Genomic DNA, 16,557 nt, shown 5'->3' on the forward strand with positions numbered 1-16,557 from the left:
CCGCATCTGATAGTGCTTCATCAGGAACAGGTTGACCCCGAAAGCCAGTCCCATACCAACTGCCACGCCCGCCGTAGTCAGCAGAAAATTCCCGGTGCGGTGTAGCGCTGCCCTTTTATTCTTGCCGCTGGATAAAGCTGATGACGTTTGGCGACAGCTTCACGCAATATACGATCGCGGTGCAGCGCCAGATCTAGGTACTAGCCAAACATCCGCACACTCTGCTTCCCGACGACATGTCGCCTATATCGATCGTGTCGCCACTACCGGTGGCACCGCTGCTGCACGCAACGCGGGCCACAACACTGACAACTGACCCAGCAGCCAAAGCGCCACCGCCCCGCCACCGAGGTAATACCAAGGCATGCGGGCCAACTCGAAATACCGCATCAGATAGATGTTGATCGCAATGGCAAAGACAATGCCGAGCACTACACCTGCCGTGCTGAGCAGAAAATTCTCCGTCTGGAAGTAATGCAGGATATTGGCGCAGGAAGCACCGACGGCGCGACGGATGCCGATCTGGCGCCGGCGTTGTCCCACCCAAAAACTGGTCAGGCCCACAATGCCCAGCGCAGTGACCGCTAACATGACCACGCAAACCATGGCCAACATCCAGGCCATGGTCCGACTGCTGGCGAAATAATCCGTACGTATATCGACGTAGGTTTTGGGTTCCAGCACGGCACCGGGTTCCAGCTTGCCGAGCATTTGCATAGCATCCCGTAAAACGCGATCACGATCTTCCGGCGCACTGCGCAGAATGTAATGACTCAGATCGGCACTGGGCTTCAGCGGAAAGAACGCGCTGGAATATTTTCCCGACACTCCGCTGAAACCGGGATCCTGGGCCAACACATTCGCAACCACGCCGATAACGGTCCAGGGTGTGCCATCGCTGTAAATCTGCTGCCCCAACGCACTCTGCCCGGGCCACAGGCGCTTTGCGTCGCTTTCATTGATAAGTACAACGTGGCTGTCAGGCTGATGGGTCGGCAACAAACCGCCTCGTGCATATTCCTCATCGCTGAAGAAGCGCCCTTGCAGCAGCTTCATACCCAACACCTTTTCTGCTCCACGGGTGATGAGATATTGCGAGGTATTGACCTGGCTTTCGTCGTTGGGCTTCGTGGTAAAGCCATTAAACGATGCATCCGGACCCAGCGGCAGCGCATTGATCGCCGCCACCGCCTTGACACCGGCGATCGCGCGCAGGGCTGCCAGATCACGCACCACGCTATCTTCACCGTGCTGCGCGTCCAGACCGCCGATATGGATGACGGAAATATCCTGTTCGTCAATCGCATTCAGCGAACGGCTGTCCGTCACACATTGAGCGATCACGAAAACGGCATTGCAGAGCACCGCGCATGCCAAGGCAATCTCCAACACGATCAATAGCGCTGGAATGCGATGTTTGTGCAGGCTGGCGAGAATGGGTCGAATTTCCATACCGCCTCCTCAGGCCGATTTCAGTTGCGGCGCGGGTGTCACGGCACACGCGCGCCACGCCGGCAAGATGCCAGCAACCAGGCTTGCGGCCAGCGCCATGGCGAACGTGGACGCAAACATCGATACATCCAGATGCGCGAGGCTGGCGTATTCCGCCGGCTGCCGGCGAATGCACCACAGACCGAATTCGGCGAACAGCAGACCCAACATGCCGCCTGCCAAACCCACCAGGCCTGCCTCCACCATGAACTGCGCAAAGATGGCCGGACGCGACGCACCCAAGGCACGCCGCACGCCAATTTCGTTCGAACGGCGCAGGCATTTGGCGAGCAGAAGACCCACTGTATTGACGATGCAGATCAGCAAAAAGCTGAAGGCGAGGCCGTTCTGCATACGCACGTTGTCAGGCACCACCCGTTGATCGTCGAGCCACTGCATCAGTCCGGACAAACCCACGCGGGATTGCTGAAAGCGCCCGAGCGCCACCTGCTCCTTGGCATAGTCGGTGAGGAATGAACGGTAGGAAGACACTGCCGCAGCATCAGGCAATTGCGCCCACACACCCAGCCAGATCGATGTTGATGTCTCCAATTTCGTCCGGTCACTGGCTTCATAGGAGAAGCTGTTGACCGGATCCATGCCTGCCGCGCGCGCTGACTGCAATGGCACGAACACCGTATCGCCATCGCCATAATCACGACCACCCAGATAAAGCGAATAGAAGTGCGGCTGCGGCGCCCAAGGCTTGAGTACACCGATGATGCGGTAGTCCTGATCGTTGATGCGCAGTGTGCGCCCGACGCTGTCGGCCCCCGCGAATAGTTGATTGTTCAGAGATTCGGCAATCACCACAACTTTTGCACGACCTTCCTCATCCGCTGCGCTCCAACCCCCACCATATTGGAATGGCGCCTCGAACATGCTGAAGAACTCCGCAGTCGTCATCACACCGTTGCTAAAGAAGGGACGTTGCTGCGTGGTGGTCGGTGTCAGCTTCATCGTGCTCATCGAAATCGCGACCTGACGCTGAGCCCGATGCGCGCGTACGAGATTCATGGCGTCAATGTACGTCATCAACCATGGCAGCTTATCGCTGTGGGAGAACGGGTGGTCCTTGGGATACGGGTCAACCTGCACGTAATACAGTTGCCCGCTCTTTCCAGGTAGCGGATCCCCGGACAGTAGCGTGAGCAGCGTCAACGTCGTCATTGCGGCGCCAATGCCCAGTGCTAGCGCCAGCACCATCAGCACCGTCAACACCTTGTTACGCTTGAGGCTGCGCAGCGCAAGGTCCAGGTAGTAACCAAACATCATCAAGCGTTCCTTGGAGCAAACTGTTTCATACCGAACGGGTCGCCACTACCGGCGGTACCGCAGCGGCGCGCAGCGCCGGACCCAGCACGGCAACCTGCCCTATTCCCCAAAGGATCAATGCGCCTACCGGAAAATACATCGCTGGCATGCGCGGCAACTCGTAGTGCACGATCAAAAACAGATTGATGCCGTAGGCGAGCACCATGCCCAACGCGATCCCCATGGTGGTGAGCAGGAAATTTTCGGTTTGGAAGTAGTGCAGGATGTTGCCGCGTGTCGCGCCCAACGCGCGGCGCACACCGATGCTGCGATTGCGCTGCGCCACCCAGAAACTGGCCAGTCCGACAATGCCCAGCGCAGTCACCACCAGCAGTGCGATGCAGACGCCTAGCAGGATCCCGACCATGGCACGATCATTCCGAAAAAAATCACGGCGATGCTGTTCCATCGTGCCCTTGTCCAGCACGATGCGATTGGGATCGAGTGTCTTGAGCTTTTCCACTGCCGACTTCAGCACCTGGTCGCGATCTTGTGGCGCGCAGCGGATCATGTAGCCGACGCCCTGGTCCAGAGTCAGGCGCACCGGCCACACGGTGGAATACCCGGCGCCAGCGTTCATTTGATTGCTGCCCGGCCGGATCAGATTGGCCATCACACCCACCACGGTAAATGGCATGCCTGCACCAACATAGAACTGCTTGCCCAGCGGATCTTTTCCGGGCCACATGCGCTCGGCCATGGCACGCGTGATCAGCGTGGAATTCGGCAGCTTGTCGTACTGCTTGTTCGCCAGCATGACGAACACATCAGACAGATCCACGTATTCCTCCGGCCGTAGATCGCGCCCTTCCACCAGCTGCACGCCGAACGTTTTCACCACGCCTTCACCGAAGTATTGCGACGCACTGAGCGTAGCCAGGTGCTGCTCAGGATTGATCCGGATATCCATATTGTTCGAACCATTGTCGAACGGCATCTCGCCGGGCAACGCCACCGCGGTCACACCCGGAATCTGGCGCAAGGCAGCCATGTCTTCTGCTGCGCGCGCTTTTCCATCCGGACGGCCACCGATATTGGCCAACTGAATGTAGACCAGCTCGTTCTCGGCGATCCCACTGGGGAGATTGATGCGCTCCAGACGCTGGCCGATCAAAAAGATCGTGTTGCAAACGATGGCGCAGGTGAACGCGATTTGCAGCACCAGCAGGCAGCAAGTCAACTTGTGCCGCCGCAAGGCAAAAAGAATCGGCCGGATATCCATGTTATTGCGCCTTCAATTGCAGGGCGGGAGCCACATGGCAAGCACGCCAAGCCGGCAACAACCCTGCCAGCATGGTTGCCACAATCGCAATGACGAAAGTCGCCAGCAACATCACTGAATCCATGTGCGCGAGCTTGGCGTAGTCCGACGGCTGCTGGCGCACCAGCCACAGGCCCAGAAACGCCAGCAGCAATCCCAGCACGCCGCCGACAAATCCGACCACGCCCGATTCCAGCAGCAATTGGCCGAACAGCGCGCGTCGCGATGCACCCAGTGCACGGCGCACCCCGAGTTCGCCAGCGCGGCGCATGAACTTGGCCAGCATCAGACCCACGGTATTGATCAGGCATACCACCAGGAAGCCCAGTGCAAGCCATGCCTGCAGACGCGTATCGCTAGGCACCACCTGTTTGAAATCCAACCACTGCTGCACGTTGCGCAGGCGGATAACCGCCGGCCGCGCAAAGCGTCCGCTGGCGTGCTGATCTTCCGCGTAGTGCTGCAGAAAACTCTTGTAGGACGCTACAGCAGCGGGATTATCCAGCTGCACCCAGAACTGCAGCCAGACGCATGTGGACTGCTCTAGCTTGTCCCGATCGCCGCCGCCATCGCCCCAGCAGTCGAGTGATCCATCGTGCTGCATATGCAGGTCGCGCGAGGTCGACAGTGGCAGATAGACTTCTTCGTAACTGGCATAAGCACCCATGTACAGATCGTAGAAGTGCGGATCGGGGCGCCAATTGCCGAGCACGCCGATGATGCGGAAATCGGCTTCCTGCAGGCGTAGCGTCTTGCCCACGCTGTTCTGACCGCCGAACAGCTTGTTATTCAGCTCAGAGCTAATGACCACCACGCGCGCCCTGCTGTCGTCCTCGGCTGCGCCCCAGCCACTGCCGTATTGGAACGGCACACCAAACATCGGGAAGAAATCAGCGGTCGTGTAGCGCGCGTCGGCATGGAACGGGTCGATGTTCGTCTGCGCCGGCTGCAGCGGCACCATGCCGCCGGTCATCAGAGCTTGCAGCGTCCCACGTCTGGCGCGCAGCAGATTCATACCGTCGGTCCAGGACAGTTGATCCGCCGGCTCGACACCGGGCGCATAGCCTTCCATATCGCGCGGATCGAGTTGAGGGTAATACAGCGATCCGCTGCGTCCCGGCAACGGATCACCAGATAACACATGCAATACCGTCAACGTCGTCATGCACGCGCCGATACCCAGCGCGATCGCCAAGACCATCAACAGCGTAAGCATGCGACTTCGCTTGAGACTGCGGAACGCTAAGTCGAGGTAGTAGGTCAACATGACGACTCCTTGCGCTCAGTTTGACTGTGTCGCAACAACGGGAGGCACCGACGCGGCGCGCATGGCCGGCCCAATTACCGCAAGCTGGCCGATGACCCACAGCGCCAACGCTCCGCCTGGCAGGTAGTACCAGGGCATGCGATCCAGTTCGTAGTGCCTCATCAGATAGAGGTTGATGCCGAAAGCCAACAGCATGCCAAGCAGCACGCCTGCCGAACTGAGCAGAAAGTTTTCGGTGCGGAAATAGTTGAGAATGTCGCCACGTGTGGCACCAATCGCACGACGGATGCCTATCTGCCTACGGCGCTGCCCCACCCAGAAACTGGTCAGCCCGACGATGCCGAAAGCGGTCACCGCGAGCATCACCACGCAGACCAACACCAGGATCCACACCATGCTGCGCATGTTCGCAAAGTACTTCTCGCGCATGCTTGTGTAGGTCACCCCCTCGACGACGGCTTGCGGACTGAGTTGCTGCAACTTCGCTACAGCCTCTCGTATCACGCGATCGCGGTCCATCGGGGCGCTGCGCAAAATGTATGCGTGAAGCACCTCATCCGGAGACAGCGGGAGAAATACGTCGTCATACGATTTGTCTCGATTCGACGTGTACACATCCGGGCGCAACACGTCGGCCACCACCCCGACCACCGTGTAGTAATTCGGTTTGGAATAAAGCGTCTTGCCGAGCGCAGGTTGGTCTGGCCAAAGCTGCCGGGCCAACGTATCAGTAATCACCACAACATGCGTATGGGGCAACGCTCCGCCGCCAATAGTGCTGTCCGCATATTCGCTGCTGTTGAAATAACGCCCTTGCAGCAGGCGCGTCCCCAACACTTTTTCGAAATCCTGATTGACGAAATAAAGCGTGACATTGGTGTTGTGCTCGTCACTGAGCACCGAATCCATGCTTAACCCAAAACTCCAACCCCAGTTATGCTGGCTCAATGGCATCGTATGGACCACGCTTACCGCTTCCACTCCCCCGATGCCGCGCAAGGCAGCCAGATTGCGCGACGTTTCGCTGGCTGCTTGTAAAGGATCGGTACCCTGGATATCGACGACACTGATCTCCTGCTCGTCGATCGCATTCGGCAAGCGGATGTCGGACACCCTCTTGCTGATCATGAATACGGCGTTGCACAGCACGGCACAAGCCAACGCGATCTGCAACACAATCAGCAAGGTCGGTATGCGGTGCTTGCGCAGGCTGGCGAAAATCGGGCGAATTTCCATAATCACCTCAGGCAGCCTTGAGTTGAGGAGCAGGCGCTATCACGCACGCGCGCCACGCAGGCAACAGTCCAGCAATAAGACTGGCGACCAACGCCACCGCAAACGTCACGAGGAACATCTGCAGATCCAGACGCGCCAAGCTTGCGTATTCAGCGGGCTGATGGCGAACACCCATCAACCCCAGTTCCGCCAGCGCCAAGCCCAATACGCCGCCGGTGAGCCCCACGATCCCGGCTTCCACCATGAACTGCGTGAAGATTGCACCGCGCGTAGCGCCAAGCGCGCGGCGCACACCGATCTCCCTGCCGCGGCGCAAACACTTGGCTAACAGCAAAGCCACGGTGTTGACGATACAGATCAGCAGAAAGCCAAACGCCAAGTAGGTTTGCAGTTGTGCGTCGCTGGGAACGACTTCCTGATCGCTCAGCCATCCCATCAAATTCAACAGAGATGTCTCCGGACGATGAAAGCGCCCCAGCGAAATCTGTTCCTTGACGTAGCCGTCCAGGAAGGATTTGTAGCTGGTTACGGCCGCGCTGTCGTTCAATTCCACCCACACGCTCAGCCATTCGCACGGGGCTGTTTCCAGATGTATGAGGTCTGTCACGTCCTGGAAGCACTCGACGTCCCCCGGCCCCTTGTCGAGTGAGCGGGCGGTTTGCAGCGGCATGAATAGCGCTTCACCGTCGCCGTAATCATGCCCACGCAGAGCCACTGCGTAAAAACGCGGCTGGGGCGCCCAGTGCTTCAACACCCCAATGATCCGAAACTGGCGATCGTCAATATTGAGCATCTTGCCGACGCTATTGCTCCCGCCGAACAACTTGTCGTTGAGAAAATCGGAAATCACCACCACCGCGCTACGGCTGTCATCGTCATCGGCTGACCAACCGCTGCCGTACTGGAAAGGCGCATCGAACATGGCAAAGAAATCTGCCGTGGTCATCATCCCATCGGCGAAATAGGGATGCTCGTTCGGTTGGCTGGGGATGATCTTGGATTGAAGAACGGCCATGGCTGCTTGCCGCGTGGCGCGGCGAGCATGCAACAAGTACATCGCGTCCTGATAAGTCATCATCGGATCAGGCTTGGTCTGCCCGGCCATATAACCATCCAGCGGACGGGGATCGAGTTGCGGATAGAACAGCCTGCTGCTCTTCTGCGGCAACGGGTCACCCGACAGCAGCCTCAGCACTGCCAGCGTCGTGATCGAAGCGCCGATGCCGAGCGCCAGCGTCACGATCATCAACGCCGTCAGCATCTTGTTGCGTTTGAGGCTCCGCACCGCAAGATCAAGGTAGTAACCGAACATCGCCGTCCCCAGATGGTTATGTTTGTCGAGCTGGCGACTCAGGCGGCACGGGTCGCCACCACCGGCGGTACGTTGGACGCCCGCCGCGCTGGCACGAATACCGCCAACTGCCCCAGCACCATCACGATGGCCAATCCGGACAACACATAGATCACCGGCATACGATCCATCGCGAAGTTCTGCATCAGCACCCGGTTGAGTCCGATCGCCAGCACGATGCCGATCACCGCGCCGGTGCCGGCAATCATCAGGTTTTCAAGCTGGAAGTAATGCAGGATGTCGATCTTCCTTGCACCCAGTGCACGGCGCACACCAATCTGACGATGGCGCTGACCCACCCAGAAACTGGTCAAGCCGACGATACCGGCTGCCGTGACCGCCAGGAGGATCAGGCAGACCACGCCCATCAGCACCGCCATGCCGATGTCGGCACGGTATGCCTCTGCACGAATGTCCTTGAATGACTTGATGCTGTCGTCATCGAGCACGCGCATCGGATTGCTCGCGTAGAGCGCGGCCCGCACCGCAGTCATGGCGGCATCCAGCCTGCCAGGCTTGGCGCGAATGGCGTAGCGGGAGAAATTGCCGTTCAGGCGAATGGGCTCGATCGTCGAATTCCACACAAAAGTGCTGGCCCAGCTTCCCGTCGACGGCACCTGCATCCGTTCCACTTCACCAATGATCGTGGTCGGCATACTGCCGCCATCCAGGTAAATCACCTTGCCCAATGCGTCGCCTTGCGGGAACAACTTGTCGGCGAGTGCCTTGGTCACTATGACCAGATGCGGTTCGGATGGATCGCGCATGCCCTTGTTGACCACATCCGCCACCGTGAAATCACGCCCGGCGATCAAATGCAAGCCAAGTGTCTTCAGCAATGCCTCATCGCCAAAGTAATAGCTCGAGCGTGCATTTCCTGCACGCAACTCGGCACCCGGCTTGAGTGAAATCGCGCCATTCCAGCTCGAAGGAAACAGCGGTAGCGAATTGGTCGGCGATACGGACTCGACATCCGGCAACGAGCGCAGGGTATTGAGGTCTTCACGCTGCATGGCATCCAGTTTCTGGATGCTGGCCGGATCATCACCACTGGGTGCGCCCACCCATTGCTGGGTCACCAGGAAAAGATTGTCTTCGTCGAGGCCGGTCTGTCGACGCACATTATCGACACGCGCATAGATGATAAAGATGGCGTTACAGACAATCGCCAGCGTCAGCGCGATCTGCATGGCAATCAGCACTACACCGGCTTTGTGTTTGCGAAGCGCTGCGATCATAGGATGCAAGGTCATAATGCGCTCCTCAGTTGGTTTTCAGCTGCAACGCGGGTTGCACGCGTGAAGCACGGAAGGTGGGATAAAGTCCGGCGAGCATGGTGGCAATCACTGCCACCAGCAGCGTGATGGCTAGTAGGCTCAGGTCGATGTGGGCCAGCGAAGAAATTTCCTTGGGCAGCACCCAACTCACGCCCCACACGCCCACCCAGGTCAGCACAATGCCAAGCACACCGCCGGTCAGCCCGACGGTTCCAGCCTCGACCAGGAATTGCGTATAGATGGCCGCGCGAGGTGCTCCCAGTGCGCGTCGCACGCCAATTTCAGAGCTACGGCGCAGGAATTTCGCCAACAGCAGACCCGCCGTATTCACCAGGCAGACCACCAGCAAGCCCAGCGCCACGACCAGCGAGATCTTTGTATCGCTCGGCACGACATGCTCGGACTCCAGCCACGCCGGCAGATCGCGCAAGCGGTTGTTCAACGGCCAGCTGAAACGTCCCGCTGCCTTCTGGTCGCGGAAATAGCCGTCCAGGTAATCTTTGTAGGCTGCGGCGGCGGCCTTGTCGTCCAGCTCAGCCATATAGGCAATCCATACGCAAGACGACTGCTGCAAGCCGACAAAACCCGAACCCTTGGGAATTTCCGAACAATTGGTGTTGCCATCGTTCGGCATCCCCGCGCTGATAGCGCGCTGGAAAGGAACAAATACATCCTGCTGATCGGTGGTAAAACCACCGGTGTTCACCACGTCATAGAAGACCGGCTTGGGATTCCAGTTATCAAGCACACCCACGACGCGATAGTCCTTGCCATCGATATCGATGGTTTTGCCGACGCTGTTTGCGCCAGCGAACAGCTTCTGGTTGAGCTTGCTGCTGATGACTACCACAGCGGCGCGCTGCTCATCACTGTCTGTACCCCAGCCACTGCCATACTTGAACGGCACGTCGAGCATCGGGAAAAACTCGCTATAGACCGCATGGCCGCCGACATTGATCGGATGCATGCTCGGGTCAGCGGGCACGACAGACGGCGATATTTGATACATCGCTGACTGGAATTTTGCGCGGTGATCACGCATCAAAGCCACGGCATCGGTGTAATCCATCGCTTCCGGCGGATCACCCTTGTTCGTGTCATCGAGATGACCCTGTGGGCCCCAGATATCAATTTGCGGCACGAACAGGCGCGATGATTTCCACGGAATAGGATCACCCGATACCGCGCGAAACACCGAATAGCTGGTCATGGAAGCACCCACGCCGAAGCCAACGGCCAGAATCATCAGCAGCGTAAGGCCGGGACTTCTTTTTAGACTTCGTAACGCCAGATCAACGTAATAGCTCAACATGGAGCACCTCCACCCGTTTATTGACCATCCCCGCGAGGGGCTCCCACGTCATACCGACCTTGTCGCCTCCACCGGCGACACACGCGAAGCGCGTAACGCCGGTGCAAGCACCGCGGCTTGTCCCAGTAACAACAACGTCACCACACCGGCCAGCACGTAGCCCGGCGCCAATCGATCTATTTCGAATTGCTTCATCAGCCACAGATTCAGGCCGACAGCCAGCACACCGCCCATCACGACGCCGCATACTGCGATCAGCAGGTTTTCGGTCAGGAAGTAGCTGAGAATGTCGTGGCGTGTCGCGCCCAGCGCACGGCGCACACCAATCTGTTTGCGGCGCTGGCCCACCCAGAAGCTGGTCAGCCCGACGATGCCGGCGCCAGTGATCAACAACAGAATCACACTGATGCCACTCATCAGGATCGCCATGCCGCGGTCATCGCGATAGGCCTGTTCGCGCACCTGCGCAAACGTACGCATACCGTCCTTGGGGTTGATCACGCGCATGCGGTTGGCGGCGTACAACGCGGCGCGCACGTGATGCATGACCTCATCAAGCTGGCCAGGCTGCACGCGTACCACATATCGCGTAAACGGAATAAGCCAGCGATACGGCACCAGCGTGGAATTATCCGCCCACTTGGCCATACTGCTGTCCACAAAGGGCGTACGCAGGCGCTCAACGACACCAATGACGATGCTTGGCCTGGCGCTGATGTAAACAGGCTTGCCGAGCGCCGATTCATGCGGAAACATCAACCTGGCCAGTTCGCGCGTAATGATGACGACGGATGGCTGGATAGTGCCTTTTCCATCGACCTGTCCGATTTCGTCGGGGCGAAAATTACGCCCTTCCACCAGCTTCAGCCCCAGGGTGGGCAGGGTGTTCTCATCGGCGAAATAGTACGCAGAGTCGGCGACACGTTGAAACTTGTCCGGCGAATGCCCCATGCCCAGGACATTGCCACCGTTACCCAGCGGAACGGCATTGGTCGCATAGACATTTGCCACACCCGGCACCTTGCGCAAGGTGTCCAGATCCGCCGCGATCAGCGAAGCAATCTGATCCGTATCCGGCTTTCCCGCCCACTCATTGCCGATCACCAGCAGGCTGGGTTCATCGACGCCGCTGGGCTGGGATAACCGTGCAAGCCGCGCGTGGATGATGAACAAGGCATTGCAGACAATCGCCAACGTCAGCGCGATTTGCATGGCAATCAGCAAGGTGCCTGCCTTGTGATGGCGGAGTGCTGCGAGGACTGGTTTGATCTGCATCGTCATCGCCTCAGTTCGACTTCAGCTGCCACGCGGGCTGCACATGCGCCGCGCGCCAGGTCGGATAGAACGCGGTGGCCACCGTCGCCAGCACCGCACTCAGAAGGGTCAGGCCAATCAGGCTCATGCTCATATGCGCCAGACGGGCGATGTCCGGATCGAAGACCAACCCGATGCTCGACATGCCCACGCCGGTAAACAACAACCCTGCCACGCCACCAGCAACGCCCACCATCGCCGCCTCGGCAAGAAACTGCATCCATATCTCCCGGCGCGATGCCCCAAGCGCGCGACGCACGCCAATTTCGCCGGCGCGGCGCATGAATTTCGCCAGCAGCAGTCCCACCGTGTTCACCAGACATACCAGCAGGAAGCCCAGCGACAGCAACAAGGACATGCGCGTTTCAGGCGGCACCACTTTTTCGTGCTGCAGCCATTGGGTCAGATCGAACAACGCGACATCGGGCGGCCAGTGAAAGCGCCCCGCCCGATTCTGTTCGCCAGCGTAGCCCTCCAGATAGCTCCGATAGGCCTGCGCGGCGGCACTGTCCGGCAGTTCGACCCATAGCGATACCCATGCACAACCCGAACGCAGCCAACCATCCCAGCCGGGATCACGCCCTCTCGTGCCGCGGCAAAGGTCATTGCCATCGGTGTCGCTGTGTATATCCACGGCATGCGTGAACGGCAGGATGAAATCGGGCGGATCGCTGAAGCCATCGGAATTGTTGACGTCGTAATAACGGGGACGGGGGTTCCAGTCGGCCATCACTCCGACGATCTGGTAATCATGATCGTCCAGCCGCAGCGTGCGGCCTACGCTGTTGGCACCGCCAAAAAGTTGCTGATTCAGCTGATTGCTGATCACCACCACTGCAGCATGCGCATCATCCTGCCCGCGATCCCAGCCGCTTCCGTAAACGAAGGGCGCCTGAAACATGGGAAAGAAATCGGCGTAGGCAGCGTAACCATCCACATGAAACGGTTCGCGCGAAACATCCCCGGGTATGACCGTATAGCTCAGTGGGTAAATTGCCGTCTGCCGGACACCCTTGCGATCGTGCATCAATGCCATCGCGTCCGTGTAGGTGAGCGCATCGGGCATGTCGCCACCATCGATACGGCCTTGCGGTCCCCACGCGTCGATCGTGGGCACGAACAATTGCGATGACTTGCCTGGCAGAGGATTGGCCGATACCGCGCTAAACACCGCATACGTCGTCATCGACGCTGCAATGCCCACGCCGATGGCCAGCACCATCAGCGCGGTCAGGATGGGATTGCGCCGCAAGCTGCGCAAGCCAAGCCGTAGATAGTAGGCAAGCATCGGCCCTTTAGCTCCCTGTCCTTTGATGTGAATGCGTGCTCATGCCGGACGCGTCGCTTCGATGGGCGGCACACGCGATGCGCGCAACGCCGGTGCGAATACCGCACCCTGCCCCAGCAACAACAGGATGACGATGCCACCGAAGAGATACGTCATTGGTAGCAACTTCAATGCACTGAAGTGGGTGACCAGCCACAGGTTGAGTCCGACGGCCAGCAGCACGCCGACGGCCACGCCGCCGAGACTGATCAGCAGGTTCTCAGTCATGAAGTAATTCAGGATGTCGCGGCGCGTCGCACCCAGCGCGCGGCGCACGCCGATCTGCCGCCGCCGCTGCCCCACCCAGAAGCTGGTCAGGCCCACAATGCCAGCCGCCGTGATGGCCAGCAGCACGACGCAAATGATGCTCATCAGGACGGCCATGCCACGATCGCTCTCGAACGCGCGACGGCGAATCTCCGTGAAGCTGAGCAGGCCATCCTTGGGGTCGATCATGCGCATGCGGTTTTCCGCAAACAGGGCCTTCGGCGCTTCGCGCATCGCCGCATCGAGTTGCCCGGGCTTGGCGCGCACGAGGTAGTAAAGTCCATAAGGCACAGCAAGGCGAACCGGCACCACCATGGATTCGCCCGCGTATTTGATGCTCCACGTCGAGACATCGCCCCGATGCAGCACATCCACGATGCCAATCACGGTGATCGGCTTGCTGGTCATGGCATAGAAGGTGTTACCTAGCGCATTGCCGTTAGGAAACAGCTTGTCGGCCATCGCCTTGGTGATGATGGCGACGGGCGTCTCTACATTTTGCCGCAGCCCCATGTTTTGTACTTCTTCCGGCCGAAAATCGCGTCCCGCGATCAACTTGACACCGAGCGTGCGCAGAAAATCGGCGTCCCCGGTGTAATACGCAGCATCGCTCGTATGACCAATCTGGTCTGGCTTCATGGTGATCCAGTTGTCCCAGCTAACTCCTCTCATCGGATAGCTGTTGCTGGCGGAGACGTCCTGCACGCTCGGCAATTGCCGCAGCGCGACGATGTCTTGCTGGATATGTTCCACGGCCTGCTGGGTGGAATACTGCTCACCCCACTGGTTTCGAATCACGAATAGATCGGACTCGTCGACACCGCTGGATTCATTGAGGTGCGAAAGGCGCTGGTGAATGAGGAATAGCGCATTGCAAACAATCGCCAGCGTCAACGCAATCTGCAACGCGATCAGGACTGTACCTGCCTTATGGCGGCGTAAAGCGGCGAGAATAGGTTGAATATGCATGAGTGCTCCCTCTCGCCTTAGTTGGACTTCAACTGCCAGGCCGGCTGCACTTGCGCGGCACGCCAGGCGGGATAAAACGCGGCGGCCACGGTGGCGAAGATGGCCACTGCCAAGGTCAATCCGATCAGTGACAAATCCAGATGCGCGAGTTGCGCGATCTCGGGTGCGAATAGCAAGCCCACGCCAGACATGCCTGCTGCAGTAAGCAGCAGCCCCAGCAATCCTCCGGCCAGTCCGACTGCCCCAGCCTCGACCAGGTACTGAGCGTAGATCTCGTGCCGGGTTGCACCGAGCGCACGGCGTACGCCGATCTCGCCCGCTCGACGCATGAACTTCGCCAGCAGCAACCCAATCGTGTTGACCAGGCAGATGATAAAGAAGCTCAGCGCCACCACCAGAGAAATGCGGCTCTCGGGCGGCACGACTCCCTGCACATCAAGCCATTGCATGACATTAGGCAAGCGTACGTTCGGTGCCCAACCGAAACGTCCGGCATGTTGCTGATCGGCGGAATAGCTCTGAAGAAACTCGCGATAGTGATCGACATCTTCCGATGTATCCAATTCCACCCACGGCATCAGCCAGACGCAGTTGCTTTGCAGGTATTTGTCCCAGCCATCGTAGGTAATCGCACCGCGGCAACTGTTCCTACCGGTATTGTCCGTTTGCAAGTCGATCGCACGGTTGAAAAGAAGGTAGAAATCAGGCGGGTTGTCGAAACCCGTTTCTTCCCACACGTCATAAAAACGCGGCGATGGATCCCAATGCCTGGTAACACCAACGATGCGGTAGTCATGACCGGAAAGCGTCATTTTCTTTCCCACACTGTTGGCGCCGCCAAACATTCGCTGATTGAACTCCTGTGTCAGCACGACATCGGCGACGCGACCTTCATCATCGGATTTACTCCAGCCGCTGCCGTAGAGAAAAGGCACATCGAACATGGTGAAAAAATCCGCCGTGACGGCAAAGCCGTTGGTGGCCACCGGCACGCTGTCGGCATCCATGGGCAGCGTTGACAAACTGACCTGATAAATGAGTGTCATGCGCGAAGACTGATGCGCCTTCATCAAAGCCATCGCATCGATATAGTTCAACCCGCCAGGAGGATCGCCCTTGTCATCGGCGCCTTGCCCCGGCCCCCAACTGTCGATCTGCGGCATGAACAGCTTCGAGGACTTCTGCGGGATGGGATCACCGGATACCGCCCGAAACACCGAGTACGTGATCATCGATGCGGCGACGCCAAAGCCGATCGCCATCACCATCAACGCGGTGAGCATGGGGTTGCGCCTGAGGCTGCGCAGTCCGAGCTGGAAGTAGTAGGCGAACATGAAAGTCCTGGTGTTGTTGGCGTGTTTGCAGCAACAGAGGTCCGGTGGTTGACCCCGCCCAGCCCTCCCCTGCTTGCAGGGGAGGGCGTTGAAGCGATCAGCCGCGTATCTGGCCCGCAGCGGCGGTGTAAGCGGTGTGGAAGCGCGGATCTTCCGCAAGATCCACCACCTGACCGTCGATGATGTGCACGTTGCGCTGCGCGCGTGCGGCGAGTTCCGGATCGTGCGTCACCATCACGATGGTGGCGCCTTCGCGATGGATTTCTTCCAGCAGCTCCAGCACGCCGCGGGCCATCTGTGTATCCAGGTTGCCGGTCGGTTCGTCGGCGAGCAGCAGACGTGGGCTGCCGGCGAGTGCGCGGGCGATCGCGACGCGCTGTTGCTGACCGCCGGAAAGCTCGGCCGGGTAGTGCTTGGCGCGCGAGGCCAGGCCCACGCGTTCCAGCGCACCCATAATGCGTTCCTTGCGCTCGGCCGCCTTCATGCCGCGATAGCGCAGCGGCACTTCGACGTTGTCGAACACATTCAGATCCGGAATCAGGTTGAAGGCCTGGAAAATGAAGCCAATCTTTTCGTTGCGGATCTTCGAGCGCGCATTGTCGTCAAGGTGGCTGACTTCGATGTTGTCGAGGTGGTATTCGCCGCCGGTGAACGTTTCCAGCAGGCCGGCAATAGTGAGGAAGGTGGTCTTGCCCGAACCGGAAGGTCCGGTCACGGCAACGAATTCGCCTTCTTTCACATCGATGTTGAAATCGCGAAGCGCATAGGTTTCCACCACTTCGGTGCGATAGACCTTGGACAGATGCGTCATCTTCAGCATGGTTTTCATCCTTCGGT

General features: G+C 59.0%; 13 protein-coding genes. All 13 read right to left on the bottom strand.

Annotation, left to right across the window (positions count from 1 at the left end; genetic code table 11):
* Positions 1-243 precede the first annotated feature (243 nt).
* The 13 genes from ISN74_RS15120 to ISN74_RS15180 all read right to left on the bottom strand — a co-directional run bounded on the left by ISN74_RS15120 (position 244) and on the right by ISN74_RS15180 (position 16,540).
* A complete protein-coding gene (locus ISN74_RS15120; RefSeq protein ID WP_188800002.1) occupies positions 244-1,452 on the bottom strand; it encodes an ABC transporter permease in 1,209 nt (402 codons plus the stop codon).
* Positions 1,453-1,461: 9 nt separating this feature from the next.
* On the bottom strand, positions 1,462-2,766 hold the full coding sequence (locus ISN74_RS15125) for an ABC transporter permease (RefSeq protein ID WP_308420772.1): 1,305 nt from the start codon (positions 2,764-2,766) through the stop codon (positions 1,462-1,464).
* Positions 2,767-2,791: 25 nt separating this feature from the next.
* On the bottom strand, positions 2,792-4,027 hold the full coding sequence (locus ISN74_RS15130; protein WP_188800004.1) for an ABC transporter permease: 1,236 nt from the start codon (positions 4,025-4,027) through the stop codon (positions 2,792-2,794).
* 1 nt (position 4,028) lies between these two features.
* The gene (locus tag ISN74_RS15135; RefSeq protein WP_188800005.1) at positions 4,029-5,333 is read right to left on the bottom strand and encodes an ABC transporter permease; all 1,305 of its coding nucleotides are present in this window, start codon (positions 5,331-5,333) and stop codon (positions 4,029-4,031) included.
* A gap of 15 nt (positions 5,334-5,348) precedes the next feature.
* Complete coding sequence (locus tag ISN74_RS15140) at positions 5,349-6,569, bottom strand: ABC transporter permease (RefSeq protein ID WP_188800006.1); 1,221 nt, start codon at positions 6,567-6,569, stop codon at positions 5,349-5,351.
* 7 nt (positions 6,570-6,576) lie between these two features.
* Positions 6,577-7,881 (bottom strand): ABC transporter permease, encoded by a 1,305-nt coding sequence (locus ISN74_RS15145; protein ID WP_188800007.1) that lies wholly within the window; start codon positions 7,879-7,881, stop codon positions 6,577-6,579.
* Between the two features lie 38 nt (positions 7,882-7,919).
* The gene (locus ISN74_RS15150) at positions 7,920-9,173 is read right to left on the bottom strand and encodes an ABC transporter permease (RefSeq protein WP_188800008.1); all 1,254 of its coding nucleotides are present in this window, start codon (positions 9,171-9,173) and stop codon (positions 7,920-7,922) included.
* 10 nt (positions 9,174-9,183) lie between these two features.
* Complete coding sequence (locus tag ISN74_RS15155) at positions 9,184-10,509, bottom strand: ABC transporter permease (RefSeq protein WP_188800009.1); 1,326 nt, start codon at positions 10,507-10,509, stop codon at positions 9,184-9,186.
* 48 nt (positions 10,510-10,557) lie between these two features.
* Positions 10,558-11,784 (bottom strand): ABC transporter permease, encoded by a 1,227-nt coding sequence (locus ISN74_RS15160; protein WP_308420773.1) that lies wholly within the window; start codon positions 11,782-11,784, stop codon positions 10,558-10,560.
* 10 nt (positions 11,785-11,794) lie between these two features.
* Complete coding sequence (locus ISN74_RS15165) at positions 11,795-13,111, bottom strand: ABC transporter permease (RefSeq protein ID WP_188800011.1); 1,317 nt, start codon at positions 13,109-13,111, stop codon at positions 11,795-11,797.
* A gap of 39 nt (positions 13,112-13,150) precedes the next feature.
* A complete protein-coding gene (locus ISN74_RS15170; protein ID WP_188800012.1) occupies positions 13,151-14,386 on the bottom strand; it encodes an ABC transporter permease in 1,236 nt (411 codons plus the stop codon).
* Positions 14,387-14,403: 17 nt separating this feature from the next.
* On the bottom strand, positions 14,404-15,720 hold the full coding sequence (locus tag ISN74_RS15175; protein WP_188800013.1) for an ABC transporter permease: 1,317 nt from the start codon (positions 15,718-15,720) through the stop codon (positions 14,404-14,406).
* A 97-nt stretch (positions 15,721-15,817) separates the two neighbouring features.
* Positions 15,818-16,540, bottom strand: a complete 723-nt coding sequence (locus tag ISN74_RS15180; RefSeq protein WP_188800014.1) for an ABC transporter ATP-binding protein — start codon at positions 16,538-16,540, stop codon at positions 15,818-15,820.
* Positions 16,541-16,557 lie beyond the last annotated feature (17 nt).

This window comes from Dyella caseinilytica, assembly GCF_016865235.1.
Classification (GTDB): Bacteria; Pseudomonadota; Gammaproteobacteria; order Xanthomonadales; family Rhodanobacteraceae; genus Dyella_B; species Dyella_B caseinilytica.

Coding starts and splice junctions, on each gene's coding strand:
- ISN74_RS15150 (WP_188800008.1), bottom strand. CDS start 9,173: ATGACCTTGCATCCTATGATCGCAGCGCTTCGCAAACACAAAGCCGGT.
- ISN74_RS15175 (WP_188800013.1), bottom strand. CDS start 15,720: ATGTTCGCCTACTACTTCCAGCTCGGACTGCGCAGCCTCAGGCGCAAC.
- ISN74_RS15135 (WP_188800005.1), bottom strand. CDS start 5,333: ATGTTGACCTACTACCTCGACTTAGCGTTCCGCAGTCTCAAGCGAAGT.
- ISN74_RS15120 (WP_188800002.1), bottom strand. CDS start 1,452: ATGGAAATTCGACCCATTCTCGCCAGCCTGCACAAACATCGCATTCCA.
- ISN74_RS15165 (WP_188800011.1), bottom strand. CDS start 13,111: ATGCTTGCCTACTATCTACGGCTTGGCTTGCGCAGCTTGCGGCGCAAT.
- ISN74_RS15140 (WP_188800006.1), bottom strand. CDS start 6,569: ATGGAAATTCGCCCGATTTTCGCCAGCCTGCGCAAGCACCGCATACCG.
- ISN74_RS15160 (WP_308420773.1), bottom strand. CDS start 11,784: ATGCAGATCAAACCAGTCCTCGCAGCACTCCGCCATCACAAGGCAGGC.
- ISN74_RS15180 (WP_188800014.1), bottom strand. CDS start 16,540: ATGCTGAAGATGACGCATCTGTCCAAGGTCTATCGCACCGAAGTGGTG.
- ISN74_RS15125 (WP_308420772.1), bottom strand. CDS start 2,766: ATGATGTTTGGTTACTACCTGGACCTTGCGCTGCGCAGCCTCAAGCGT.
- ISN74_RS15155 (WP_188800009.1), bottom strand. CDS start 10,509: ATGTTGAGCTATTACGTTGATCTGGCGTTACGAAGTCTAAAAAGAAGT.
- ISN74_RS15145 (WP_188800007.1), bottom strand. CDS start 7,881: ATGTTCGGTTACTACCTTGATCTTGCGGTGCGGAGCCTCAAACGCAAC.
- ISN74_RS15130 (WP_188800004.1), bottom strand. CDS start 4,027: ATGGATATCCGGCCGATTCTTTTTGCCTTGCGGCGGCACAAGTTGACT.
- ISN74_RS15170 (WP_188800012.1), bottom strand. CDS start 14,386: ATGCATATTCAACCTATTCTCGCCGCTTTACGCCGCCATAAGGCAGGT.